The sequence below is a fragment of the Streptomyces olivochromogenes genome, from assembly GCF_001514115.1.
Classification (GTDB): domain Bacteria; phylum Actinomycetota; class Actinomycetes; order Streptomycetales; family Streptomycetaceae; genus Streptomyces; species Streptomyces olivochromogenes.
In genome coordinates this window covers 305,225-329,650 of sequence record NZ_KQ948459.1, presented here as the reverse complement: position 1 = coordinate 329,650, position 24,426 = coordinate 305,225, and the positions used below count along the sequence as shown (strand labels likewise).

At 72.7% G+C, this 24,426-nt stretch carries 21 protein-coding genes; 13 read left to right on the top strand and 8 right to left on the bottom strand.

The genetic code is table 11. The annotated features are described in order from the left end of the window. The first annotated feature begins 54 nt into the window (after positions 1–54). Complete coding sequence (locus AQJ27_RS25370; protein WP_235613560.1) at positions 55–1,071, top strand: O-antigen ligase family protein; 1,017 nt, start codon at positions 55–57, stop codon at positions 1,069–1,071. 12 nt (positions 1,072–1,083) lie between these two features. On the opposite strand, the gene AQJ27_RS25365 is transcribed toward AQJ27_RS25370, so the two are convergent. Both AQJ27_RS25365 and AQJ27_RS25360 read right to left on the bottom strand, forming a co-directional pair. Further along, the gene (locus tag AQJ27_RS25365) at positions 1,084–1,629 is read right to left on the bottom strand and encodes a hypothetical protein (protein ID WP_067373147.1); all 546 of its coding nucleotides are present in this window, start codon (positions 1,627–1,629) and stop codon (positions 1,084–1,086) included. Positions 1,630–1,801: 172 nt separating this feature from the next. Then, a complete protein-coding gene (locus AQJ27_RS25360) occupies positions 1,802–2,587 on the bottom strand; it encodes a glutamate racemase (RefSeq protein WP_067373145.1) in 786 nt (261 codons plus the stop codon). 58 nt (positions 2,588–2,645) lie between these two features. Between AQJ27_RS25360 and AQJ27_RS25355 the strand changes: the two genes are divergently transcribed. After that, the gene (locus AQJ27_RS25355; RefSeq protein WP_067373142.1) at positions 2,646–3,821 is read left to right on the top strand and encodes a glycosyltransferase; all 1,176 of its coding nucleotides are present in this window, start codon (positions 2,646–2,648) and stop codon (positions 3,819–3,821) included. A 59-nt stretch (positions 3,822–3,880) separates the two neighbouring features. On the opposite strand, the gene AQJ27_RS25350 is transcribed toward AQJ27_RS25355, so the two are convergent. Continuing rightward, positions 3,881–5,314: a TerD family protein gene (locus tag AQJ27_RS25350; protein ID WP_067373548.1), complete on the bottom strand. Its 1,434-nt coding sequence runs from the start codon at positions 5,312–5,314 to the stop codon at positions 3,881–3,883. A 314-nt stretch (positions 5,315–5,628) separates the two neighbouring features. On the opposite strand from AQJ27_RS25350, the gene AQJ27_RS25345 reads away from it, so the two are divergent. The 4 genes from AQJ27_RS25345 (at position 5,629) to AQJ27_RS25330 (ending at position 10,326) form a co-directional block, all read left to right on the top strand. Next, positions 5,629–6,072, top strand: coding sequence for a DUF6643 family protein (locus AQJ27_RS25345; RefSeq protein WP_067373139.1), 444 nt, complete (start codon positions 5,629–5,631; stop codon positions 6,070–6,072). Positions 6,073–6,140: 68 nt separating this feature from the next. Further along, positions 6,141–6,965 carry an MOSC domain-containing protein gene (locus tag AQJ27_RS25340; protein WP_067373129.1) on the top strand — a complete coding sequence of 275 codons (825 nt, stop codon included), beginning with the start codon at positions 6,141–6,143 and terminating at the stop codon, positions 6,963–6,965. Positions 6,966–7,126: 161 nt separating this feature from the next. Continuing rightward, entirely contained in the window at positions 7,127–7,732 is a 606-nt protein-coding gene (locus tag AQJ27_RS25335; RefSeq protein ID WP_201264323.1) for an Rv1733c family protein, read from the top strand. 158 nt (positions 7,733–7,890) lie between these two features. Then, positions 7,891–10,326 carry a right-handed parallel beta-helix repeat-containing protein gene (locus AQJ27_RS25330; RefSeq protein WP_067373123.1) on the top strand — a complete coding sequence of 812 codons (2,436 nt, stop codon included), beginning with the start codon at positions 7,891–7,893 and terminating at the stop codon, positions 10,324–10,326. A gap of 25 nt (positions 10,327–10,351) precedes the next feature. Here AQJ27_RS25330 and AQJ27_RS25325 read toward each other — a convergent pair whose 3' ends face one another. After that, on the bottom strand, positions 10,352–12,694 hold the full coding sequence (locus tag AQJ27_RS25325; RefSeq protein WP_067373120.1) for a hypothetical protein: 2,343 nt from the start codon (positions 12,692–12,694) through the stop codon (positions 10,352–10,354). A 282-nt stretch (positions 12,695–12,976) separates the two neighbouring features. On the opposite strand from AQJ27_RS25325, the gene AQJ27_RS25320 reads away from it, so the two are divergent. Beyond that, complete coding sequence (locus AQJ27_RS25320; protein ID WP_067373117.1) at positions 12,977–13,807, top strand: DeoR/GlpR family DNA-binding transcription regulator; 831 nt, start codon at positions 12,977–12,979, stop codon at positions 13,805–13,807. Positions 13,808–13,887: 80 nt separating this feature from the next. Continuing rightward, complete coding sequence (locus AQJ27_RS25315; protein ID WP_067373114.1) at positions 13,888–14,367, top strand: SRPBCC family protein; 480 nt, start codon at positions 13,888–13,890, stop codon at positions 14,365–14,367. Positions 14,368–14,456: 89 nt separating this feature from the next. Here the strand turns inward: AQJ27_RS25315 and cds1 are convergent, their stop codons facing one another. Continuing rightward, entirely contained in the window at positions 14,457–15,581 is a 1,125-nt protein-coding gene (gene cds1, locus AQJ27_RS25310; protein WP_067373111.1) for an L-cysteine desulfhydrase Cds1, read from the bottom strand. Positions 15,582–15,973: 392 nt separating this feature from the next. Between cds1 and AQJ27_RS25305 the strand changes: the two genes are divergently transcribed. After that, positions 15,974–16,297, top strand: a complete 324-nt coding sequence (locus AQJ27_RS25305) for a hypothetical protein (RefSeq protein WP_054228734.1) — start codon at positions 15,974–15,976, stop codon at positions 16,295–16,297. Positions 16,298–17,812: 1,515 nt separating this feature from the next. After that, positions 17,813–18,346, top strand: a complete 534-nt coding sequence (locus AQJ27_RS25300; protein ID WP_079065238.1) for an ATP-binding protein — start codon at positions 17,813–17,815, stop codon at positions 18,344–18,346. A gap of 26 nt (positions 18,347–18,372) precedes the next feature. Here AQJ27_RS25300 and AQJ27_RS25295 read toward each other — a convergent pair whose 3' ends face one another. Genes AQJ27_RS25295 through AQJ27_RS25285 form a run of 3 tightly spaced genes read right to left on the bottom strand, consistent with a single transcriptional unit; the run spans position 18,373 to position 21,994 of the window. Continuing rightward, positions 18,373–20,934, bottom strand: a complete 2,562-nt coding sequence (locus AQJ27_RS25295) for an ABC transporter permease (RefSeq protein WP_067373106.1) — start codon at positions 20,932–20,934, stop codon at positions 18,373–18,375. Further along, complete coding sequence (locus AQJ27_RS25290; RefSeq protein WP_067373103.1) at positions 20,931–21,689, bottom strand: ABC transporter ATP-binding protein; 759 nt, start codon at positions 21,687–21,689, stop codon at positions 20,931–20,933. Before AQJ27_RS25290 ends, AQJ27_RS25295 begins: the two co-directional genes overlap by 4 nt. Continuing rightward, a complete protein-coding gene (locus AQJ27_RS25285) occupies positions 21,686–21,994 on the bottom strand; it encodes an SHOCT domain-containing protein (RefSeq protein ID WP_067373100.1) in 309 nt (102 codons plus the stop codon). Before AQJ27_RS25285 ends, AQJ27_RS25290 begins: the two co-directional genes overlap by 4 nt. 204 nt (positions 21,995–22,198) lie before the next feature. Between AQJ27_RS25285 and AQJ27_RS25280 the strand changes: the two genes are divergently transcribed. The 3 genes from AQJ27_RS25280 (at position 22,199) to AQJ27_RS25270 (ending at position 24,364) form a co-directional block, all read left to right on the top strand. Continuing rightward, positions 22,199–22,771 (top strand): TetR/AcrR family transcriptional regulator, encoded by a 573-nt coding sequence (locus AQJ27_RS25280; RefSeq protein ID WP_235613561.1) that lies wholly within the window; start codon positions 22,199–22,201, stop codon positions 22,769–22,771. 46 nt (positions 22,772–22,817) lie between these two features. Next, complete coding sequence (locus AQJ27_RS25275) at positions 22,818–23,402, top strand: DUF4865 family protein (RefSeq protein WP_067373093.1); 585 nt, start codon at positions 22,818–22,820, stop codon at positions 23,400–23,402. A gap of 62 nt (positions 23,403–23,464) precedes the next feature. Further along, the gene (locus AQJ27_RS25270) at positions 23,465–24,364 is read left to right on the top strand and encodes a phosphotriesterase family protein (RefSeq protein ID WP_235613562.1); all 900 of its coding nucleotides are present in this window, start codon (positions 23,465–23,467) and stop codon (positions 24,362–24,364) included. Positions 24,365–24,426: the final 62 nt, after the last annotated feature.

Genomic DNA, 24,426 nt, shown 5'->3' with positions numbered 1-24,426 from the left:
AGGTCCGCGGCCGATTCGGCGGCCGAAGGCGAGAGACGAAACGTTTCGGACGCCATGGGTGTGATCGTGCTCGGGGCCTGCGCGGGGTGGGCCCTGATCACGGCGACCGCGCACGACGGGCGGCCCGAGGGCGTGCTCCTGGCCGTGCTCGCCGTGGCCGCCGGGTACGCCTCGGGCCGGATCCTCGGCGCTCTCCTGCCGGTCGCGGCGCCGTGTGCCTGCGCCCTCGCCGGACTGGGCCTCGCGCTCACCGCCGCGCACACCACCCCGGGCCCGGTTTTCACGACGCCACTCGGGCACGGCGGCGCCACGGCCGCGCTGCTCGCCCTGTCCACCGGAGCGGCGTGCTGCGCGGCCTGGGCGGCACGCGGGCCGACGCAGCGGCTCGCGCTGCGTCTGCTCGCCGTCACGATCGTGGTGAGCGCGGCGGTACTCGGCTCGACCACGGGATGCGCCGCCGGCGCCGGAGTGCTGCTTTGCTCGCTCGCCGCCGACCGCGTGCGCCGCCGCGCCCTCGGACTCGAGGGTCTCGCGCTCGCCGCGGCGCTGGTGACGGGCGCGACCTGGGCGGTCGCGGAGAACGTGCTTCCGGACGGTCTGACCGCTTCCCTGGAGGGGCAGCTCACCGAGCACCGGGTCCTGCTCTGGCGCGACGCGCTCCACCTGGCCGGACACCATCCCGCCCTCGGCGTGGGGCCCGGGCGGTACGGGGAACTCAGTCCGACGGTCACGCAGTCGCTGCTGCCCGACGGCAAGCCCCACTCTGCACCGTGGCAGCAGGCGGCCGAGCAGGGTCTGGTCGGCCTCGCGCTGCTCGCCGCGGTCTTCTGCTGGGTCCTCTATTCACTGTGGCGTTCGCCGCGGTCCACGACGATCGCGCTGACGGCAGGCGCGGCCCTCACGGCGCTGGCCGTGATCGCCTCGCTGGGCAACGCGCTGAGCTTCACCACGGTGACGGCGGGTGCGGGGCTGCTCGCGGGGCTCGCGACGGCACACCCCCTGGCCGACGAGGACCTGGAGAGCGTCCTGAACGCGGGGGACCGAACCCCGAGGAACCGGCTGGAGCCGTGAACCGCGCGCCGGTCAGATGACCGCGCCGGGCGTGGCCGGCCGCAGCCGGTCCCGGATGATCCGGACCATCGCCTCCGCGTTGTCCACCGTGATGGTGAACGTGTGTCCGTCGCCGAGCTGGAGCACCACGCCCTCACCGCGCCGGACGATGACCGCGGTGCCCTTGTCGGGACGCCAGCGGTAGCCCCAGCCGCCCCACTGCCGCGGGGTGACCCGGGGGGCGAAGTCGGCGCCGACGACGCTCGAGAGCGGAATACGCCGGCGGGGCAGACCTATGTGGCCGCAGCGCACTTCGAGGCAGTCCTTGTCGACCTTCACGGCGACATGCACGAAGGCGAGCGTGCCGAACATGATGAGCAGTCCCGCCGCGATGCACCCGACGACGGACATGGCCAGTGCCGCGACACCCGACGTCCACGTCGAGTCGACGGCCAGTTCGACACCCAGCGCGATGCACGCGGCCCCGCCGATGGCGGGCAGCCACTGGACGCGATTGGTCGCACTCCCTGTCCAGACATCGGGGTGCGAGAACTTTTCGCGGTGGAGGTGGTCCCTCATGTTTAAGAGACTACTCAGGTTCCGCACCGCGGGCACCGGCTCGTGAAGGGTCACTGCTCCGGGTGGGCGCGCGGCGCACGCGGGGCGTTCGGGCGGTGACGGACGGTTGCCCTTCGGAGGCCTCCGCCCGGCGACAGAGTCAGCAGGTGAGGGGCTCCGAACGGCGACAGAGTCAGCGGGCGGGGCTGACCTCCTGAAGAAGGCGGCCTTCCTCGTACGCCAGCGCGGTCGCCGACAGGCCGCCCTCGCTGCCGCTGAGGAGCACGGTGAGGGAGCCCTCGGCGGGAGCCGACGGGTCCGGGAGCTCACCGATCCTGCGCAGTGCCTGCGCGGCGACAGCCCCGGCGGAGCCATGCAGCGCGAGCGGCGGGAGGCCGGGCTGCTGCACGGCCGTACGGATGCGTTCGGCGACCAGCTCGTAATGGGTGCAGCCCAGGACTACGGCCCTTACATCGCCGGGGGTGCGCTCGGCCGCCGCGGCGATCGCGGCGTCGATGGCCTCCTGGTCACCGTGCTCCACGGCGTCGGCGAGCCCGGGGCAGGCCACTTCGGTCACGGACACCCCCTCGGCGAACTCGCCGATGAGCCCGCGCTGATAGGGGCTGCCGGTGGTGGAGGGCGTGGCCCAGATCGCGACGGGTCCCCCACCGGCCGCGGCGGGCTTGATCGCCGGGACCGTGCCGATGACGGGCACCTCCGGCTCCAGACGGGCGCGCAGCGCCGACAGGGCTCGTACGGAGGCGGTGTTGCAGGCGACGATCAGGGCGTCGGGACGGTGCTGCGCGGCGGCCTCGGCGACGGCGAGGGCGCGGGCGGTCACGTCCTCGGGCGTACGCGGTCCCCAGGGCATGCTGCCGGGGTCCGAGGAGAGCACGAGATCGGCGTCCGGCCGCAGTCGGCGTACCACGGCGGCAGCAGCGAGCAGTCCGATTCCGGAGTCCATGAGCGCGATCTTCACCCGGTCACCATAGACGATCCGCCCCGGCGGACCCCCGGGGTGGGGCAGACTGCGGCGGGTGAGTGCCGTCGCGTGGACCGCTGTGGGATCACTGGCCGCCTGGCTGTGGCTGCTGCTCGGCCAGGGCTTCTTCTGGCGTACGGATCTGCGGCTGCCGCCGCGGCGGGAACCGGACGACTGGCCGTCCGTCTGCGTCGTCGTACCGGCGCGCGACGAGGCCGCCGTGCTGCCCGAGAGCCTGCCCTCGCTGCTCGCCCAGGACTATCCGGGGCGCGCCGAGATCTTCCTCGTCGACGACGGCAGCTCGGACGGCACCGGGGAGCTGGCCCGTGAGCTCGCCCGCACGCACGGCGGGCTGCCGCTCACCGTCGGCTCGCCCGGGGAGCCGCCCGCGGGCTGGACCGGCAAGCTCTGGGCCGTGCGTCACGGCATCGGCCTGGCACACGCGCGTGGCCCCGAATACCTGCTGCTGACGGACGCGGACATCGCGCACGCGCCGGACAGCCTGCGGACGCTGGTCGCCGCGGCGCGCACCGGCGGTTTCGACCTGGTCTCGCAGATGGCCCGGCTGCGGGTGGAGAGCGTGTGGGAGCGGCTCGTCGTCCCCGCCTTCGTCTACTTCTTCGCACAGCTCTATCCCTTCCGGTGGATCGCGGTGAAGGGCTCACGGACGGCGGCCGCGGCGGGCGGCTGCGTACTGCTGCGCGCCGACGCCGCCGAGCGGGCGCGGATTCCGGACGCCATCCGGCATGCCGTCATCGACGACGTGGCGCTCGCGAGGGCGGTCAAGGGGAGCGGGGGCCACATCTGGCTGGGGCTGGCCGAGCGGGTCGACAGCGTGCGTCCCTATCCCCGGCTGCACGACCTGTGGCGCATGGTCTCGCGCAGCGCGTACGCCCAGCTGCGGCACAACCCGCTGCTGCTCCTCGGTACGGTCCTCGGCCTCGCCGTGGTGTACCTGGTGCCGCCGGTCGCCCTCTTCACGGGTCTCTTCTCCGGGCACACGGGGATCGCGGCGGCAGGCGGGCTCGCGTGGCTGCTGATGACGGCGACGTATCTGCCGATGCTGCGCTACTACCGGCAGCCCGTGTGGCTCGCCGCGTCGCTGCCGGTGACCGCGTTCCTGTACCTCCTCATGACGGTCGATTCCGCGGTGCAGCACTACAGGGGGCGCGGTGCGGCCTGGAAGGGCCGCACCTACGCGCGCCCGGACACCGCGCTCGACGAGCACTGACCGGTCACTTCCCGGGAGTCACTTCCTGCGAGTCACTCCTGTGGGTCACTTCCTGGGCGTCACTTCCTGCCGGGAGTCCAGTTCATGCCCCACCCGTAGACGCGGTCCACCGTGCGCTGCGGGCTCACGCCGCGCTCGGGGACGAGGTAGCGGGCTTCACGCTGGACGATCAGGTCGCCGCCGTTGTTGGTGATGAGGGCGAGGGCGCAGACCGTCGAGGGCACCGTGCACTCGTCGAGCGAGAAGTCGACGGGGGCGCCGTTCAGCGGTTGCAGGGTGACCGTGGCATGCAGGTCGGCGAACGAACGCGCCCCTTCGTAGATGGTGACGAAGATGAGGATGCGCCGGAAACTCTGCTTGTGGTCGAGGTTGACGGTGAGGTTCTCGCCGCTTGCCACGGCACCGGTGCGGTCGTCGCCGTCGAGGTGGATGTACGGCGGCTGGTGCAGCGCCCCGAAGGCGTTGCCGAGCGCCTGGACGACGCCCTTGCGGCCGTCGGACAGCTCGTACAGGGCGCAGAGGTCGAGGTCGAGGTCCCTGTGCGCCGCGACGGCCCGGCCCCGCTTGCTGCCCCACCCCGAGAACTGCTTGCGCACCTGCCAGTTGAGGTTGACACGCATGGCCCCGGACGTGCCGCCCTGCTTGGTCAGCGAGACCGAGGGCGCCTCCTTGGTGAGCGTGACCTTGGAGAGGCGGACCGGGGCCCCGGGCCGGGCGGGCGGCGGAGTCATGACGGGAGGCGACACGGTGACCGGCGGTGCGGTGACGGGCGGTGCGACCGGCGGGGGCATGTGCACCGGCGGCCCGACCGGCGGCGGACCGGCCACACGTGTACCGGGCGCGGGCGGCATGGCGGCGGGGGGTATGTGGCCAGACGGTGCGGCGCCAGGCGGTACGGAGGCAGGCGGTACGGGGGCAGGCGGTACGGGGGCGATCGACGCGGCGGCGGTCGGCGGTGCCGCGTGCTGCGGCTCGTCCACCGTGATTCCGTAGTCCTTCGCCAGCCCTTCCAGTCCGCTGCTGTACCCCTGTCCGACCGCGCGGAACTTCCAGGCACCCTGGCGCCGGTAGAACTCGCCGAGCACGAAGGCGGTCTCGACGGTCGCGTCCTTGCTGTCGAAGCGCGCGATCTCCGTGCCCTGCCCCGCGTCGAGCACGCGGATGTACAGACCGGGCACCTGCCCGAAGGCGCCGCCGTCCGCGGAGGCGGCCAGCACCACGGTCTCGATCGCGCCCTCCACGCGCGCGAGGTCGACGAACAGGGTGTCGGTCACCTGACCGCCGTCGCCCCGCTTGCCCTCGTGCCGCACGGCGCCGGAGGGGTGTGCCGGCTGGTTGTAGAACACGAAGTCGCCGTCGGAACGGACCTTTCCGGAGACCAGCAACAGCGCGGAAGCATCCGCGTCGGGGACCCCGGGCCCCGAACGCCACCCCATTTCGACGCGCAACCCGCGCGTCGGCACAGGAACATTCGAACCTTTAGACATTGTCATGTCCGCCCCCATCACGTGTCACCGCGCCAGGCCGCGCCTCGGGCCGTCCCTCGGGCCCTTTCCCGGACAACCTATTCCCCCAAGGCGGAGAACTCCTGTGAGGTGCCCCGGAAGATCGCACGAGGGGCCTCGAACACTGCTGGCCAACCACCGGTAACCCCCTCGGAACTCGGCCTTTACACGATCCGAACGCGGTTTGGCGCCCTTTTTTGCCGAGTTCGCTCGCATTGGGGATCCCGCGTCACTGCCGACACGGAAAACAACCCTCTTATCGGTCTCCCCAACCAGCACATCGTGGGCTTAACTTATGTGCCATGACCTCCCCCCGCTCCACCTATGGCGGCGGTTACTACTCCGCGCCGTCCTTCCCGGACACCCCGATCTACGACTCCCTGGTCGCCGAGCGGGGCACTCCCCAGATCGCCCCGATCCGGGTTCCCGCCGCCTACGACACGGGGAGCAGCTACCTTCCCGCGCTCCCCTCGGCACTTCCCGCCCTGCCCGCCGGACCCTCGCACCAGGCCCCCATGTACGGCGGCTACCCGCAGGCCCAGCAGCCCGCACCGCTGCAGCAGGCCCCGGCGCCGTACATCCCGCAGCAGGCCGGCGCCCCGCGTGGCTACCCGGGACCCCAGCAGCAGCCGCAGCGCCCGATGGCGGCCGGCACCGGCTACGAGGCCATGCGCCCCGCGGCTCCCCGCCCCGCCCCGGCTCCGTACCAGGACCCGTACAACAACCAGCAGTACCGCGGGTACTGAGGGACTGAGGTAGGCGGGCACCGCAGCATTCGGACCGGAATGTCGGTGCCCGCTGGCACCATGGAGTCATGGGGAATGCGGAGCTGCACTCGATCCATGTCCACCCGGTCAAGGCCTTCCGGGCTCTCTCGCCCCGGGAGGCCGTCGTGGAGCCCTGGGGGCTGGCCGGAGACCGACGCTGGGTCCTGATCGACGACGGGGGAAAGGTCGTCACCCAGCGTCAGCAACCACGGCTGGCACTGGCCGCCGCCGAGCTGCTGCCCGGTGGCGGCATACGGCTGTCCGCGCCCGGCCGTAAGCCGCTGACCGTCCTGGTGCCCCCGCCGGTCGGCACGACGCCGCTGGACCTCTTCGGCAACAAGGTGGAGGCGGTCCTCGCCGACGCGGACGCGCACGCCTGGTGCAGTGACTATCTGGGGACCGAGGTCCGTCTCCTGCACATGGACGACCCCGCCACGCGCAGGCCGGTGGACCCGGACTACGCGCGTCCGGGCGAGACCGTCAGCTTCGCCGACGGCTATCCCCTGCTGGTCACCACGCTCGCCTCGCTGGACGCGCTGAACTCCTTGATCGCGCAGGGCGACCGCGCCGACGAGGGCCCCCTCCCGATGAACCGTTTCCGGCCGAACGTGGTGGTGGCGGGCACGACGGCATGGGCCGAGGACGGCTGGCGGCGGATCGCCATCGGCGAGGTCGCCTTCCGGGTGGCCAAGATGTGCGGCCGGTGCGTCGTGACCACCACCGACCAGGACACCGCCCAGCGCGGCAAGGAGCCGCTGCGCACGCTCGGACGCCACCGTCGCTTCGGCTCCCAGCTCGTCTTCGGACAGAACCTGGTGCCGGAGTCCCGCGGCACGGTGCGGATCGGCGATCCGGTCACGGTCCTCGAATGACCCGCCCGCGGGAACCCGGGCCCCGGGCACGGTCGTTGAGACTGCGTGAGAAGTTCATGAAAGACCCGTGGGAAGGGTGATTTCGCTCTCTCTTTCCCGGGGCTCGCATATGAACGGCTCCGCCGGGGGTTATCACGGAGGCAAAAGGGGGGTGCGGGACGGTGCGAGCTATCGGCGGACTCTGGCGTTGGCGGCACAATCCGCTGCGCCGTACGACCGATCTGGTCGAGGCGTGGCTGGCCCTGCTGGCCGTCCTGCTGATCCTCACCCTCGCGCCTCTGCTCGGCGCACTCACCGGAGCGACGGCCGAGGACGCCCTCCAACAGGCCGTTCGGGACCAGCACCTGGCCCGCCACGAAGTGACGGCCACCGTGGCCGGCAAGGCGTCCCGGGCCCCGCTGGACCCCGATCCCGAGGCCTCGTCGGCGCAGGATCCGCACAGTCGCGTGCTCGCCGACTGGACGGCTCCGGACGGCACGGCGCATCACGGCAAGGTGATAGCCGCCCTCAAGTCCCCGCACAAGGGTGACCACTTCACACTCTGGACCGACGAGCACGGTGACCTGGTCGCCCGCCCGCTGGATCCGGCCACCGCGACGACGCACGCCGTGCTGGCGGGCATCGGCGCGGCCCTGCTCACCGCGGGGCTCCTCGACAGCGGCAGACGTCTGATCGTGTGGCGCATGGTCCTTCGCCGGTACGCCCGTTGGGATCAGGCGTGGGACAGGGCGGGTCCGGACTGGGGCAGGACGGGCACCGGCAGCTGACCGCCTTCCGGCTCCGGTCAACCCACCGTGCCCGCGCACGCTACGGTGGACCGACCGAATCGTTCGGCACCGCCGTGAGAAGCTGTTCTTGATCGCGACGGGGTTTCAGCACGGCCTCGCAGGACCCGCGTACGACGAGGTGGGGGCACTACAGCGCCATGGCACAGGGCACGGTCCAGGTGACGCACACCGGCACCTCGCGGTGGCGGCGCCGCACAGGAGAGTACGCATCGCTGGCCGCCGCCCTGGAGGCCGCGGCCGACGGGGACGTGCTCACCGTCGCACCCGGCACCTACCGGGAGAATCTCGTGGTCCAGCGCGCGGTGACGCTGCGCGGCCCGGAGGGCTCCCCCGGCTCCGTGCGCATCGCGCCGGTGGACGGCGTGCCGCTGACCGTGCGCGCCTCGGCCGTGGTCCAGGACCTGCACGTGGAGGGCCAGGACTCGGCGGCGCCCGCGCTGCTCGTCGAGGAGGGCACCCCGGAGCTCCTCGACGTGCGGATCGTCACGCGCTCCGCGGCCGGCATCGAGGTGCGCGGCGGCGCCCGTCCGACCGTGCGGCGCTGCACGGTCGACAATCCGGCCGGCATCGGCATCGCCGTACTCGACGGCGGCGGTGGCGTGTTCGAGGAGTGCGAGGTCGTCGCGGCCGGACAGTCGGGCATCGCGGTCCGCGGCGGCGCGCATCCCCGTCTGGAGCGCTGCCGGGTGCACCACGCCTCCGGCGCGGGCCTGTCGGTGACCGGCGAGAACTCCTCGCTGGAGGCGGTCGGTTGCGAGGTGTACGAGGTCAAGGGCTCCGGTGTGCAGATCACCGCGCGCGCCGCGGCCCATCTCACCGACTGCGATGTGCACCGCACGACGTCGGACGGCGTCACCCTGGACACGGACGCCGTGCTCACTCTCGCCGACTGCCGCATCCACGACATCCCGGAGAACGCGGTGGACCTGCGTTCCCGCTCCGTCCTCACCCTGACCCGCACCACCGTCCGGCAGTTCGGGCGCAACGGCCTGTCGGTCTGGGACCCGGGCACGCGCGTGGACGCCAACCAGTGCGAGATCTTCGACAGCACGGGCGACTACCCCGCGGTGTGGGTCAGCGACGGCGCGACCGCGGTGCTCGAGTCCTGCCGGGTGCACGACGTGCCCGACGCCCTGTTCGTCCTCGACCGCGGTTCACGCGTGGACGTCGTCGACAGCGACCTCTCCCAAGTGCGCAACACCGCCGTCTCGGTGAGCGACGGCGCGACGGCACAGCTCGACGACTGCCGTATCCGCGACGCCGCGACGGGCGCCTGGTTCCGTGACCACGGAAGCGGCGGCACCCTGTCCGGTTGCACCGTGGACGGCACCCAGACCGGCGTGATCGTCACCAAGGGCGCCGACCCCACCTTCGAGCGCTGCACGGTCGACTCCCCCGCGGAGGCCGGTTTCTACGTGTCGGCGGGTGGCCGCGGCAGCTTCCACAACTGCCGGGTGACGGGCAGCGGGGGCTACGGCTTCCATGTCATCGACGGCTGCCGGGCGACGCTGAAGAAGTGCCGTACGGAGCGCTGCGCACGCGGGGGTTACGAGTTCGCCGACGGCGGCAACGCGCCGGGCGGCGGCCCGGTCGTCGAGGACTGCACGAGCGACGAGAGCGCCGGAGTGCGCCCCCCGGCGCACGAGACGGCCGTACAGACGTCCAACCCGTCCACGAGCCTGCTCGGCTCGATCCCCGGCCAGCGCACCACCGAGCAGGAACCGCTCGTCACGGCCTCGGAGCCCGGGCCCGCGGAGCCGGCCCGTACCTCGAAGGTCGTCCTCGGCGAACTCGACGGGCTGGTGGGCCTGGACAGCGTCAAGCGCGAGGTGCGTGCCCTCACCGACATGATCGAGGTGGGCCGCCGCAGACAGCTGGCGGGCCTCAAGGCGGCCTCCGCCCGCCGCCACCTGGTCTTCACCGGCTCCCCCGGCACCGGCAAGACGACGGTCGCCCGGCTGTACGGCGAGATCCTGGCCTCGCTCGGTGTCCTGGAGAAGGGGCACCTGGTCGAGGTGTCCCGCGTCGACCTGGTGGGCGAGCACATCGGCTCCACGGCGATCCGCACCCAGGAGGCGTTCGACCGGGCGCGCGGCGGTGTCCTGTTCATCGACGAGGCGTACGCGCTGTCGCCGGAGGACTCGGGCCGCGACTTCGGCCGCGAGGCCATCGACACGCTCGTGAAGCTGATGGAGGACCACCGGGAAGCGGTCGTCGTGATCGTCGCGGGCTACACGGCCGAGATGGAGCGCTTCCTCACGGTCAACCCCGGTGTGGCGTCCCGCTTCTCACGGACCATCACCTTCAGCGACTACGTCCCCGAGGAGCTGCTGCGGATCGTGGAGCAGCAGGCCGAGGAGCACGAGTACAGCCTGGCGCCCGGCGCGCCCGAGGCGCTGCTGAAGTACTTCACGGCCATCCCCAAGGGCCCGGCGTTCGGCAACGGCCGTACCGCGCGGCAGACCTTCGAGGCGATGGTCGAGCGGCACGCGGGGCGGGTCGCCCAGCTCGACGAGCCGAGCACGGACGACCTCACGCTGCTCTACCCCGAGGACCTGCCCGAGCTGCCCTGAGCCTCGCGTGGACGGGCGGTCGCCCTCAGGTCGCGGCGTCGCCGTCGGGACGGGGGCCCGGTACCGCCTCCGGCCGTAGCCGCGCCAGCAGCCGTTCGCGTTCCTCGGCGAAGGCCGGGTCCGCCTGGTAGTCCCCGTGTCCGAGGATCGGCGCGGGCAGCGGATGCTCCTGGGTGCGTCCGTAGGCGAGCGGGTCCTTCAGGGGCGCGCGGTCGACCTGGGGGCCGCAGTCGCCGGGCAGCCGAACGGGGCCGCCGATGGGGTCGGTGAGGCGGTACAGGTTGCGCCAGCAGTCGACCTCCCGGTGCAGCGAGGTGAGGGCGGCCGGGCCGAAGTGGGCCGGGAACCAGCGCCCGTAGAGCCGTTCCAGGGGTGAGCCGTAGGTGAGCAGCGCGACCCGCCTGCGTACGGAGGGGTTCAGCTGCCAGGCCGCGGCGGCGGCCAGCACACTGCCCTGGGAGTGCCCGGAGAGCACCAGGCGCCCGCCGGTGGCCCGGGTCCAGGTGACCATGCGCCACGTCAGGTCGGGCACGGCACGCTCGGCGTAGCAGGGCGGCGCGAAGGGGTGGGCGGCGCGCGGCCAGAAGGTGCCGACGTCCCAGAGGATGCCGATGGTGCGGCGGGCCGCCGGGTCCTTGTAGGCGCGCCGCCCCGAGGTGACGAGAAGTATGAAACCGAGGCCGATGAGCCAGGACCCGAGCGCCTGCGCGGCTTCGGCGGCGCCTCGGACGAAGGCGTACGACCCTCGCGCGGCCTGTGCCGGGGCGTCACCGGTGGTCAGGACGCCCACCAGGGCTCCGGCGCCCAGGAGCAGGGTCACGAACGAGATCACGCCGACCATGAGGGGCGCCCGGTCGGTGAGGGCGGCCATCGCGCGTGTGCTCGCGATACGGCGGGTACGGGTGGTGTCCTTGGCCTCGCCCGGGTAGTCGAGTTCCACCGCGCGCATCTCGAGGCGGCGCAGCCGCCAGGTGCGCAGGGCCAGCCTGCCGCACAGGCCGAGGAGCACGAGGAGCGTCGGCGGGATCACGGACGCCTGCCAGGTCAGCAGGACGGGCGGGCCGGTCAGCGAGCCGCGCGTGCCGTCCAGCCAGTCGGCGACGCGCTGCGCGACTCCGCCGGACATCACGCCACCCAGGGCGCAGGCCAGCATCGCGACGGCGGGTCCGGCCAGACCACTCAGGGCGGTGCGCGGATCGGGTCTGGTGCGGTACAGAACGCGGGCCACCACGCCGAGCGTGATGACGAGCAGTCCCTGGGCGAGGGCGAGGCCTCCGAAGGTCGCGTCGCCCGGCAGCCGCCCCGTCGAGTGCCAGCCGGGCCGTGACCATCCGGCGTACAGCAGGGTCAGGGCGAACAGGGCGATCGAGCCCAGGGGCAGCCCGCGCACGAGCGTGGCGTCCAGTTCCTGGTCCAGCCGGTGTTCGCTGCGGCCGCGCCGGCAGACCACCCACAGCACCACGACCGCGCCCACGACGAGCGATGCGTACAGCAGCAGGCCGAGGATCCCGAGCACGGCGGGTCCCCCCGCCTCCCGGTCGAAGCGGGCCGCGGGGCCGCCGACGGCGGCGGTGACGGTGAGGAGTCCCGCCGCGGTGTGCGCGGCGCGCAGCCGGGCCACGAGACGGCGCCCGTACCAGAAGCCGGGCCTGCCGAGCCCGGTGCGGCCGGTCTCCTCGGCGGGCTCGGGCCTGCGGGACACGGGCTGCTGGGACTCGTAGGCGCTCCAGGTGCGGTGCGAGAGGTACCAGAGCAGGCAGGTGAGACCCGTGGGCACCAGGCCCGCAAGGGCGAGGCGGCGGCCGGGTCGGCTCCACCAGCCGTTGTCGGACAGGTCCGGGGAGAGGAAGCCCAGCCAGGAGTGCGCCTCGGCGCACGCGCGTGTGCCCGCGCACTGCCAGGCGGTCAGGTCGAGGGCGACCTCGCAGGCCGCGGCGACCAGCAGCACGGTGAGGGTGAGCCCGGCCAGCCGGACGAGCAGGCCGTACAGGCGGACCGTCCGGGTGCGGCCGCGGGTGGCGGGGCGCATCCAGTGCGCGAGGTTGACGACCATGAAGGGCAGCAGCAACAGCCACAGGGCCCGGGTGCCGTTGCCGGAGGTGAGGTTGCACCACACATAGGCCTCGGGGACCGGTCTGCCCCGGTAGTCGTCGGGGCGCCGCTCCGCGTCGGCGTCGTCGACGCGCCGGTAGACGGCCGCGGTCTCGTCGCCGCTGATCCGGACCGTCCGCGGATCGTCCAGCATCTCCTCGGGTGTGGTGCCGCCGACTCCGTGGACCAGGAGTTCGAGGGCGGTATCGGCCGCTTCGGGCCGCTGTGCGGGGCCGCTGAGCTCTCCCGCCGAGGCGTGTTCCCGTGCACGTTCCACTTTTCTGCACTTCCCCCGTGCGCGCGTCTGGCATGTGTCATGTGCAGGCACAAGGATCTCCGCTCAGGGGTGCGCGCGCACCTGTGGTCACGGAATCTCCCCGATACGTGTGACAGTGACGCGACGGGCGGGACAACGGTGTCCTTGCGGGGAGTGGCGCACGTGTCGGTGGCCCGTGCGAGGATGGGTCGTCCTCCAGGCCTAGGACAAGGAGAATGTCCACGTGGGAGTGGGTTCGGACAGAGTGTCGGGCAGCTTGTGGCGCAAGGAATCGGAGCGGACGTGAGTGAGAATCAGAACCTTCTCGCGGAGCAGCGTCGGGCCCTGATTCTCGACGAGGTACGGCGCCGGGGCGGCGTCCGCGTGAACGAGCTGACCCGCAAGCTGGGCGTCTCCGACATGACGGTCCGTCGTGACCTCGACGCGCTCGCCCGCCAGGGCGTGGTGGAGAAGGTGCACGGCGGCGCGGTGCCGGTGGTCGAGGCGAGTACGCACGAGCCGGGTTTCGAGGCCAAGTCGGGCCTGGAGCTGACCGCCAAGGAGGACATCGCGCGGGTCGCCGCCGAGCTGGTCGCGCCGGGCACGGCGATCGCGCTCTCGGGCGGTACGACGACGTACGCGCTGGCGCATCAGCTCCTCGACGTGCCGGACCTGACCGTGGTCACCAACTCGGTGCGGGTCGCCGATGTCTTCCACTCGGCGCAGCGCCTGTCCGGCCAGCGGCAGGGCGCGGCCACGGTCGTGCTGACGGGCGGGGTGCGCACCCCGTCCGACTCGCTGGTCGGCCCCGTGGCCGACCAGGCCATCGCGGCGCTCCACTTCGACGTGCTGTTCCTCGGGGTGCACGGGATATCGGTCGAGGCGGGCCTGTCGACGCCGAACCTGGCGGAGGCCGAGACCAACCGGCGACTGGTGCAGTCCGCACGGCGGGTCGTCGTGGTCGCCGACCACACCAAGTGGGGCACGGTGGGGCTGAGTTCGTTCGCCGCGCTGGACCAGGTCGACACACTGGTCACCGACGCCGGGCTGCCGGCCGAGGCGCGGGCGGAGGTCTCCGAACACCTGCGGCGCCTGGTGGTGGCCGGAGAACCCGAGGACGGTACAGACATCTGACGGTCCGACAGCTAAGGTGACGCTGCCCGCGGCTCTGTAGGCGGGACCGGAGGCTCCGTTCCCAGGTGGGGGTTTCGTCCATGGCACGCCGTCTTCGCCCGGTGGGGCTCGACTTCGCCGAGACCGCTCCCCTGCGTCTGGTGTTCGCCCGCGAGGTGGCGGCCCCTCCCGAGGTGGTCTTCCGCGCGCTGGCCGAGGACGTGCCCGGCTGGAGCGAGTGGTTCTCGGCGGTGACACTCGCCCGGCCGACCGGGGACGGCGCCGGGCGGGAGATCCGGCTCCGGGGCGGTACGCGCTTCCAGGAAACGGTCCTCGTGGCCGAGGCCCCCGAGGTGTACGCGTACCGGGTGGACGTCTCGAACGCGCCCGGCCCCCGGGCCCTGGTCGAGGAGTGGCGGTTGACTCCTGCCGGGAAGGGCACCCGGGTCCAGTGGACCTTCGCCGCCGACGGCGCGGCCCCGTTCCGGCTGGCCCTGAAGCTGGGCCGGGCGGGTCTCGGCCGCGCGTTCCGCCAGGCGGTGACGGCGCTGGACCGACGGCTGGCGTCGACACGCGCGTGACGGCCAGGGCCTGTCGCGGCCCAGGCCTGATCCGGACGACAGGCCCTGGGTCCGCCCGTGGACGCGCCCCGTGAGCCGCGCCCCGGCGGTCAGTCCGGCCAGACACCCGTCTGGAGCAGGGTCGCGATCGCCGCGGTGTAGGGCGCGATGTCCAGCCCCTGTTCGGCCAGCCACGCGTCCGAGTAGTACTTGTCGAGATAGCGATCCCCGGGGTCGCAGAGCAGTGTCACCACGCTCCCCTTGCGCCCCTCGGTCACCATCTCGGCGACGATCTTCAGCGCGCTCCACAGCCCGGTGCCGGTCGAGCCGCCCGCCTTGCGGCCGATGGCCTGTTCCAGTGCCCGTACGGCCGCCACGCTCGCGGCGTCCGGCACCTTCATCATCCGGTCGATCGCGCCCGGCACGAAGCTCGGCTCCATACGGGGCCTGCCGATGCCCTCGATACGCGAGCCGCAGTCGCAGGTGACGTCCGGATCGCCGGTGGTCCAGCCCTCGAAGAAACACGAGTTCTCCGGGTCGGCGACGCAGATGCGGGTGTCGGCCTGCATGTAGTGGACGTAGCGCGCGAGGGTCGCCGAGGTGCCGCCGGTGCCGGCCGTGGCGACGATCCACGCGGGCTCCGGGAAACGCTCCAACTCCAGCTGGCGGAAGATGGATTCGGCGATGTTGTTGTTGCCGCGCCAGTCCGTGGCCCGTTCCGCGTAGGTGAACTGGTCCATGTAGTGGCCGCCGGTCTCGATCGCGAGGGCGGCGGACTCCTCGTACATCCTGCGGGAGTCGTCCACGAAGTGGCACTGCCCGCCGTGGAACTCGATCAGACGGCACTTCTCGGCGCTCGTGGTGCGCGGCATGACCGCGATGAAGGGCACGCCGATCAGCTTCGCGAAGTACGCCTCGGAGACCGCGGTCGAGCCGCTGGACGCCTCGATCACCGGGCGGCCGGGCCGGATCCAGCCATTGCAGAGCCCGTACAGGAAGAGTGAGCGGGCGAGGCGGTGTTTGAGGCTGCCGGTGGGGTGGGTCGACTCGTCCTTCAGGTAGAGGTCGATACCCCACGCCTCGGGCAGCGGGAAGCGCAGCAGGTGGGTGTCCGCCGAGCGATTCGCGTCGGCCTGGACTTTGCGGACGGCTTCTTTGAGCCAGGTCCGGTACCGCGCGTCGCTGTGGTCGACGTCGAGGGTTTCGCCGGTCCGGATCTGCTGAGGGGTGCTCACGGCGGGGCTCCTTACGCATCGCGCCGACGCCGGTTCAGATGGTCGGACGCCTCGATCATAAACACCTTGCGCACGCTTCTCACCTGCATAAACATACCTTTGAGCACCTCAAAGGCACCCCTGGAGCAGGGGTGTCCGAAGCGACGGGGGCGCACCCGGGCGAGTGCTCCCGTCCCCGCCGTCACCTCGTCATGCGCACTGGTGCTCGCCGCTGCCTGCGGGCAGACTGCACCGCAGGGAACGCGGCCCGCGTCCGACCGCGCCGCACGGGATGACACTCCCGGAGCGGTCGCGCACACCGGAGCACGACCCGCGCGGGATCCGGGGCGGGGACGCGGGACAGAGCGATGCGGGACAGAGCACAGCCGACGCGCACAAGGGGGCGGAGCATCATGGCGGAGCCGGAGTTCACGGCCACGGGCGTGCGGATCGGGAAGAGGCTGCGGTCGCTCACCCGGGCCGGACAGGTCCGGATCAGCGACGGCAGGCTGGAGTTGCTGACGAGTTACGGCAGCGAGATCGACAGTGCGCCGGTGCAGGCCGTGCGGGCGTCGAAGCCGTGGTTCGCGCCCGAGGACCGGGCGTTGGCCGACGTCAACGGCACCCGCTATTCGCTCACGCTCGGCGAGCACGACCCCGCGCCGGGCAAGCCGGGGCCGCCCTCGGCGCGCCGGTTCATAGAGGCGGTTCGCAGGGCGGCGGGGCGCAACGGCTGAGTCGGCCGCGCGGCAACCGACACGGGAGCCTTCGGTTCGCCACCGGCAAGGGCCGACACAGGCACCCACGACTCGCGACCCGCGACGCCCCGCGCGCAGGCCTTCGGCCCCCGGCCGACGGCCGCCTGCCGGGCACCCCCGTGCGCGCTGCCAGCGCCGGTTGCGACCCGCGGCGGTCGGCACGCGGGCCCCGGGCCCGTACCCCCCGGTCGCCGGCCCGAGCAGCCCCGGCCCGCAACCGGCGACGGCGACGGCGGCCGGGCAAGCCTCGGGCGTCCCGCCGTCGACGTCCGGCACGAACGCCCTCTCCACAGCCGCCCGCAGCCGCCGGGCAAGGCCCGGGCCCGCGTCCGCGTCCGACGATCCCCGGACCGGAAGCCCGGTGACCGCCGAGTCCTGGTGCCGGACCCCTCGCCCGACGACAAGCGAAGGCACACCCCGAACGCACGCCCGGCCAAACCCGGCGCGGGACCCGGCGCGACAGCCGCCCACGCACCACCACCAACGGCGCACGGGAAGGCCGTCGGCCCACAACCGCCCACGGCCCACAACAAGGCCCCGGGCCCACAGTTGGCGCCGCCCGGCGCCCAAGCCCTGGGCCCCCAACCACCCAAGCCCGATCCAGAACCCGCCGGCCCACGCCCGGCGAATCCCGCGGCGAGAACCACCCGCGCGCAACCGGCGACCGCCAACGGGGCAGTCCTGGACCGACGGTAGGCGACGGCCCGCGACGAACCCCTGGACTCACCGCCGACAAAGCCCCGCTACGGATCCTCCAGCCCCCGCACGACAAAACCCGGGGCGGAAGCCACCCACCGACAGTCAGCTCCGGCCGACCGAAAAGCCCCAGGCCCCCCACCGACCCACCCCGGAACACGAGCCTCCAGCCCCCGCACGACAAAACCCGAGGTGCAAGCCACCCACCGACGGTCAGCTCCGGCCGACCGAAAAGCCCCAGGCCCCCCACTGGCCCACCCCGGAACACAAGCCTCCGCCCCACGTCCGGCAGAACCCGTTGCGGGAGCCGCCCATCCGCAGCGCGCGGCAGCCGGGGCCGAAACCCAGGGGGACTTGGGGCCGGTTCTGGTCCGAGGGGGAGACTCCGGGGTGCGGGCGGCGAGGGGCGGGGGACTCGGTCGACTGCGGCCGAGGCGAAACCGGTCCGGGATCGGCGCCCTCGGCACAGCGGCGGCCCCCGTTCGCGGTGGGCGACGTTCGGTGCGTGAGCGATCCGCCCGCAGCCCGCGGCGGTGAACGATGAACCCCGGCCCGCCGGACGCCGCCGCTCAGGCGAGACCCCCGCCCCGCGACGGCTCGGGCCGGAGCGGACCGCACCGCGAGTTGCAGGACCGCACCCCCTGAGTCACGCTGTTCTCACATCATCACTCTGGGTTCACCGGCGATAACGCTACGAATCAGCCCGCCGGTCACCACAGCAGGCGGCCGTTCCACTCAGCCACTCTGCTGGATCCGATCTCCGTCTTCTTCCGGACCTCAATTCGGGGAGTCGCAGCCGTGATCAGCCAGCCAAGCAGGCATTGCACGGTGGAGCTCCAAGCCCTGCCGTCGCGGATCGGCCAGGTCCGCAGAATCCTTTCTGCGCAGTTGCGCTACTGGCATCAGGACCCCTTGATAGACCGGGCCGCGCTCGGAGTGACCGAGTTGCTGACCAACGTTCACCGGCACGCCCAGCCGGACAAGGTGTGCACCGTGGAGATCGAGCTGCTGCTCGACCGGCTCACGGTCTCGGTGCACGACCACGACCCCCGCCTGCCCGAGGCACAGGACGTGGACCCCACGGCCACCTGCGGACGCGGTCTCGCGATGATCGCCGCGGTGAGCGAGAGCTGGGGCGTGCGTCCGGACGGCGAGTCGGGCAAGGTCGTGTGGTTCACCCTGCCTGCGACCTCGCCCGCGGTGGCGCAGCCCGCGCCTCCGCCGTACGAACAGACTCGCGAGACCTCGCGCCGACACGCCGTCGCCCCGCTCGACCCCCTCGACGAACGCCGGCCCGAACACGCTCCCGCCCGGTCCGCCGTTGCCGGCTGACCGGGCGGTGACCCCCGTCTCGTACGTCACTCGGTGGCGATGGCGCGCAGCACGTCCAGGCGTGCTGCCCGCCGGGCCGGGCGCAGCCCCGCGAGGGCTCCCGCCGCGAGGCCCACGAGCGCCACCACGGCGAGCCGCACGGGCGGGATCGCGAAGGCGAAGGCGCTGTCCGACGCGCCGTCGGAGGCCTCGACGAGCACCCAGCCCAGGAAGGCACCGAGGGCGAGTCCGCCCGCCGTTCCGAAGGCGGCGACAAGGACCGACTCCCAGCGGACCATGGCGCGCAGCTGCGCCCGGGTCTGCCCGACCGCCCGCAGCAGACCGAGTTCACGGGTGCGCTCGTGGATCGCGAGGGTGAGCGTGTTGGCGATGCCGAGCAGGGCGATGAGCACCGCGAGTGCGAGCAACGCGTAGACCAGGGTCAGCATCATGTCGATGCCGCCGGCCGAGGACCGCGCGTACTCGTCGCGGGTCTGCACCTCGGGATCGCCGTAGCGCGCGGCGACCTTCTCGACCGCCGCCCTGCCGTCGGCCGTACCGACACCGTTCTTGAAGGTGACGGCGACGAGCGAGTCCGAGTCCTGGGTGCGGTGCGGGGCCCAGGCGGCACGGGTGATGACGTAGTCGCCGGCGAGTTCGGAGCGGCCGTAGACCGCGCGGACGGTGAAGTTCTCGCGCGTGCCGTCGGTGAAGGTGAGCCGGGCGGTGTCGCCGGTCGTGAGGTGCTGTTCGGCGGCCTCCTTCCGGGTGAGCGCGATGCCGTCGGCGCCCAGGTCGTCGAGTGAGCCACGCACCTCACCGAGGTCGAACACCTTGCCGAGGGTGACCGGGTCGGTGACGGTCAGCGCCCGCCCCTTGCCGTCGACCTGGGCGACCCCCCGGCCGAGACCCACCGCGTACCGGACGGCCGGCTGCCGCGCGATCGCGGGAGCCAGTTCGGGGCTCAGCCCGCTGCCGCCCGCGCCGAAGGACGGGGTGCTGACGGCGACGTCACCCGCGAAGGACCGGGAGACCGTCTGGTCCATGGTGGCCTTCAGCGAGGCGCCGAAGACCGTGAACAGTGAGACGACGGCGACGCCGATCATCAGGGCGCTCGCGGTGGCGGCGGTCCGCTTCGGGCTGCGCAGCGCGTTGCGCCGGGCCAGGCCGCCGGTGACACCGCGCAGCGTGTCGAGGGGGGCGCCGAGGGCTCGTACGGCGGCCGACGACGCCACGGGTCCGAGGACCACGAAGGCGGCGAGGGCGAGAACGGCGCCGAGGCCCGCGAGCCACAGCGACGGGCTCACCAGTACGCCGGTCAGGGTGGCGCCCACCGCGAGTACGGCCAGTGCCGCACCCACGATCGCCCGCCCCCGTGAGGCCCCGGACCCGTCGACGGCCGTCTCGCGCAGCGCGGCCAGCGGCGCGGTGCGTCCGGCGCGTACGGCGGGCAGCAGCGCGGAGCCCAGGCAGACCACGATGCCGACCGCGAGCGGCAGCAGCATGGACAGGCCGCTGATCACCAAGTCGCCCTGGGGGAAGGGGAACCCGATGGCGGGGAACAGTGTCTGCAGCCCGGCCGCGATTCCGATGCCGCCCGCGAGGCCGACGGCCGACGCGGTCACCGCGACCACGCTCGCCTCGGCCAGGGACGAGGCGGTGACCTGGCGGCGGGAGGCGCCCAGCGCGCGCAACAGGGCGTTCTCGCGGGTGCGTTGGGCGACGACGATCGCGAAGGTGTTGTGGATGGAGAAGGTCGCGACCAGCAGCGCGATGCCGGAGAAGACGAGCAGGAGGGTGGTGAAGATGTTCAGGAACTGGCTGGAGATCATGTCGGTGTTCTCCCGCGCCGACTCCTGCCCGGTGATCGCCTCGACTCCCTTGGGCAGCACGGGAGTCAGGTCCGCGACGAGCTCGGCCTGACCGACCCCGGGACCGGCCCGCACCCGGATGTTCGCCGCCTCGCCGGGCTTCGCGGTGAGGTACTTCTCGGCGTCGGCCTGCGTCATCCCGGTGAACGTCACCTGCGCCATGCCGTCCTCGCCACCGAAGGTCGCGAGGCCCACGATCGTCACCTTGACGGGACCGGGGGTGCGCAGGGTGGTCGTGTCGCCGATCTTCAGGCCGCCCTTCTTCGCGGCGCCCCGGTTGACGACGACCTCGCCGGACTTCGACGGGGCGTGGCCCGCGGCGAGTCGGTACGGGTTGAGCTTCGGGTCGGTGATCCAGTTGCCGGCGAGGGTGGGCGGGCCCTGGCCGCCGACGGGCTTGCCGTCGCTGCCGACGAGCTGGCCCGCGCCCTGGATGTCGGGGGCGGCGGCCGCGACGCCGGGAACCCGCTCGACGGTCTTCACCAGGGCGGTGTCGACCGGTTGGCGCACACCCTGGCTCTCACCGGGCGTAGTGATGGCGTCGGCGCTGCGGACGACCGCGTCGGTGCCCTTCGTGGCGTCGCCGAACAGCGTGCTGAAGCTCGCCCGCAGTGTGTCGCCCATGACCAGCGTTCCGGCCAGGAAGGCGACACCGAGGAGCACCGCCAGGAACGTACCGGCGAAGCGGCGTTTGTGGGCGCGCAGGGAGGACACGCTCAGGCGCACGGAGGCGTTCACGACCGCCCGCCTTTGGTGTCGAACGCCTTCATCCGGTCGAGGACCTTGTCGGCCGTCGGGGACTCCATCCGGTCCACGAGGCGTCCGTCGGCGAGGAAGACGACCTCGTCGGCGTGTGCGGCCGCCACCGGGTCGTGCGTGACCATGACGACCGTACGGTCCATCCGGCGCACCGCGCGGCCGAGCAGGTTCAGGACCTCCTCGCCGGAGCGGGAGTCGAGGTTGCCGGTGGGTTCGTCGGCGAAGACGACGTCGGGACGCCCGGCGAACGCCCGGGCCACGGCGACGCGTTGCTGCTGTCCGCCGGAGAGTTCGGCCGGGCGGTGGTGGAGCCGGTCGCGCAGGCCGACGACGTCGACGAGCGCGTCGATCCACTCGCGGGAGCCCTTCGCCCCGGCGAGGTCCAGGGGCAGCGTGATGTTCTCGGCGACGGTCAGCGTCGGGATCAGGTTGAACGCCTGGAAGACGAAGCCGACACGGTCGCGGCGCAGCAGGGTGAGGCGGCGGTCGTCCAGCGTGCTCAGTGGGGTGTCGCCGATGAACGCGGCGCCCGAGGTGAGCGTGTCCAGGCCGGCCGCGCAGTGCATCAGGGTGGACTTGCCGGAGCCCGAGGGGCCCATGATCGCGGTGAAGCGTCCGGCCGGGAAGCCGACGCTCACCCCGTCCAGGGCCCTGACGGCGGTGTCGCCGCTGCCGTACACCTTGACGGCGTCGGCGACACCCGCGGCATGACGCGTCGTGGTGGCGGTCGTCATGCCGCTCCTCCCTTGCCCGGGCGGCCGAACTGCTCGTCCAGGACGGAGAGTCGGCGCCAGTACTCGTCCTCGTCGATCTCGCCGGTGGCGAAGCGGCGGCCGAGCAGCGCGATCGGCTCGTCGCCCGTGGGGCGGGAGTCGCGGGGCGGGCCGAAGTCGCCCATGGCGCGCCACGGTCCGCGGCGCCCGCGCCCCACGGTGCGGCGCAGGACCGTCACGACGCCGATCACGACGGCCGCCCAGATCAGCGGGAAGAACAGGATCCAGGGGCCGGGGCCGCCGTCCCAGTTCGCCAGGGTCTGCATCTCGGGTCATCTCCTAGAGGGGAGCTGTTGTGGGTGGGAGCTGTTGCGATGCATCGAGACTCGCTCCGGGAGGGGGCCCGAGTCGTCGTACGGCCAGCGGCCGTTCCCGTACCTCCGCGGGAGTACGTGGGGCGCCATCGCCTGCTTCCTCAACCCGATCCTGCTGCCCTCGACTCTGTACCTACTAGTATGTACAGTGAGTTCATGAGCACTCCGGAGCGGCTGATCGAGTCCACGCGTGAGCTGTTGTGGGAGCGCGGTTACGTGGGCACCAGCCCCAAGGCGATCCAGGAGCACGCGGGCGCCGGGCAGGGCAGCATGTACCACCACTTCAAGGGCAAGCCCGATCTCGCCCTGGCCGCGATCCGACGCACCGCCGAGGAACTGCGGGCCGGCGCCGAGGGCGTACTGGGCGCGCCCGGTTCGCCGTACGAGCGCGTCGAGGCGTATCTGCGCCGGGAGCGAGACGTCCTGCGCGGCTGTCCGGTCGGCCGGCTGACGATGGACCCGGACGTGATCGCCAGTGCGGAGCTGCGCGCCCCCGTCGACGAGACGATCGACTGGCTGCGCGAGCGACTGGCCGGGATCGTCGAAGAGGGCAAGGAACAGGGGCAGTTCGCGCCGTCGCTGGACGCCGAGGAGATCGCCGCGACGATCCTCGCGACCGTCCAGGGAGGCTATGTGCTCGCGCGCGCCTCCGGCTCCCCGGCCGCCTTCGACACGGCCGTCCGCGGACTGCTCGCCCTGCTCTCCCCCGCCGGTCGGGGCCTCGGCTGAAGGCCTGAAGACCTGGAGACCTGAAGGCCCCTCAAGGAGGCATGCGATGCACGCGATGCAGTACGAACTGACCTTCCCCGCCGACTACGACATGGGGATCATCCGCGCCCGGGTCTCCCGCATCGGGCACCTCCTCGACGACTGGGAGGGGCTCGGCTTCAAGACGTATCTGATGCGTGAGCGCGGGGTGCACGGCTCGCCGGTCGACCAGTACGCGCCCTTCTACCTCTGGAACACCGTCGAGGGCATGAACTCCTTCCTCTGGGGCGGCGCCTTCCAGGGACTCGTCGACGACTTCGGGCGGCCGGTGGTGCAGAACTGGACGGGCCTGGCCTACGAGGAGGGCGGCGCCGCCGGTGCGCCGGCCCAGGTCGCGGTGCGGCGACGCCGGCCCGTACCGGAGGGCGTCGACCTGGCCGAGGTGATGGCGGACGCCGCGGCCGAGACGGGGCGGCTGGCCTCGCTCGACGGCGCGGTGTGCGCGGCCGCCGCCGTCGACCCGCGCCACTGGGAACTGGTCCACTTCTCCCTCTGGGACCACGACACTCCCAAGGCCCCCGGCGAGGTCTTCCAGGTGCTGCACCTGTCGGCGCCCGGGCGCGACCGGCTGCCCCGGGGCCGGCAGTGGTGAGCCCTGCCCCCACGAGCCCCGGTGGCGCCGTCCCCGCGAGGGTCCGTACGGTCCTCGGAGACGTGCCGCCCGAGCTTCTCGGGGTGTGCGACGCCCATGACCACCTCTTCTTCGGCAGTCCCGCGCTCCCCGGCCAGGAACTGCGCGACGCGTCCGCCGCGCGGGCCGAACTGGCCGCGTTCCGCGAGCAGGGCGGCGGGAGCGTGGTGCAGTGGACGCCGTACGGACTGGGCCGGCGCGCCGCGGACCTGCCGCTGCTCTCCCGTGACACCGGAGTCCATGTGGTCGCCGCTACGGGCCTGCACCAAGCGGTCCACTACACACCGGAGTCGCTCCGTGAACTGCGCGGCAGGCTGGCCGACGTCTTCGTCCGCGAACTCACCTCCGGCATCGGCACATCCGGGGTCCGGGCCGGACTCGTCAAGGTCGCGGGCGGCTTCCACGCGCTCGACGCGCACGCCCGCTGGACGATGACCGCGGCGGCCGAGGCGCACCACGCCACGGGCGCGCCGATCGCCGTGCACCTGGAACTGGGCACGGCCGCGCTCGACGTACTCGACCTGCTGTGCGGCGCGTTGGAGGTGCCGCCGCACCGGGTGATCCTGGGTCACCTCAACCGCTCCCCGGATCTCGTGGTGCAGCGCCAGGCCGCCGAGGCGGGCGCCTACCTCGCCTTCGACGGCCCCTCCCGTGCGAACCACGCCACCGACTGGAGCATGCCCGACGCCGTACGCGCCCTGGCCGACGCCGGTTTCGGCCACCGCCTGCTCCTGGGCGCCGACACGACGACCGCGGCGGCGCGCTCGGTCAACGGCGGCCCCGGGATGCCGTATCTGCTGCGCCGGGTGCGCCCACGGCTCGCACTGGCCCTGGGTGCGGAACTCGTGGAGCGCGTCTTCACGCAGAACCCCGGCCGGGCGCTCGCCGTGGAGTGGCGCAGTACGCCCACCCGGCCGACGTGACCGACGGACGTCGGCGAGCCACCGAGATGCCCATGGACGAGCGCACCAAGGACGTGGGAGGG

Excerpts from the sequence above, each read along its gene's own strand:
- AQJ27_RS25370 (WP_235613560.1), top strand. The coding sequence starts at position 55 with ATGGGTGTGATCGTGCTCGGGGCCTGCGCGGGGTGGGCCCTGATCACG.
- AQJ27_RS25365 (WP_067373147.1), bottom strand. The coding sequence starts at position 1,629 with ATGAGGGACCACCTCCACCGCGAAAAGTTCTCGCACCCCGATGTCTGG.
- AQJ27_RS25350 (WP_067373548.1), bottom strand. The coding sequence starts at position 5,314 with ATGACAATGTCTAAAGGTTCGAATGTTCCTGTGCCGACGCGCGGGTTG.
- AQJ27_RS25345 (WP_067373139.1), top strand. The coding sequence starts at position 5,629 with ATGACCTCCCCCCGCTCCACCTATGGCGGCGGTTACTACTCCGCGCCG.
- AQJ27_RS25340 (WP_067373129.1), top strand. The coding sequence starts at position 6,141 with ATGGGGAATGCGGAGCTGCACTCGATCCATGTCCACCCGGTCAAGGCC.
- AQJ27_RS25330 (WP_067373123.1), top strand. The coding sequence starts at position 7,891 with ATGGCACAGGGCACGGTCCAGGTGACGCACACCGGCACCTCGCGGTGG.
- AQJ27_RS25315 (WP_067373114.1), top strand. The coding sequence starts at position 13,888 with ATGGCACGCCGTCTTCGCCCGGTGGGGCTCGACTTCGCCGAGACCGCT.
- AQJ27_RS25305 (WP_054228734.1), top strand. The coding sequence starts at position 15,974 with ATGGCGGAGCCGGAGTTCACGGCCACGGGCGTGCGGATCGGGAAGAGG.
- AQJ27_RS25290 (WP_067373103.1), bottom strand. The coding sequence starts at position 21,689 with ATGACGACCGCCACCACGACGCGTCATGCCGCGGGTGTCGCCGACGCC.
- AQJ27_RS25285 (WP_067373100.1), bottom strand. The coding sequence starts at position 21,994 with ATGCAGACCCTGGCGAACTGGGACGGCGGCCCCGGCCCCTGGATCCTG.
- AQJ27_RS25280 (WP_235613561.1), top strand. The coding sequence starts at position 22,199 with ATGAGCACTCCGGAGCGGCTGATCGAGTCCACGCGTGAGCTGTTGTGG.
- AQJ27_RS25275 (WP_067373093.1), top strand. The coding sequence starts at position 22,818 with ATGCACGCGATGCAGTACGAACTGACCTTCCCCGCCGACTACGACATG.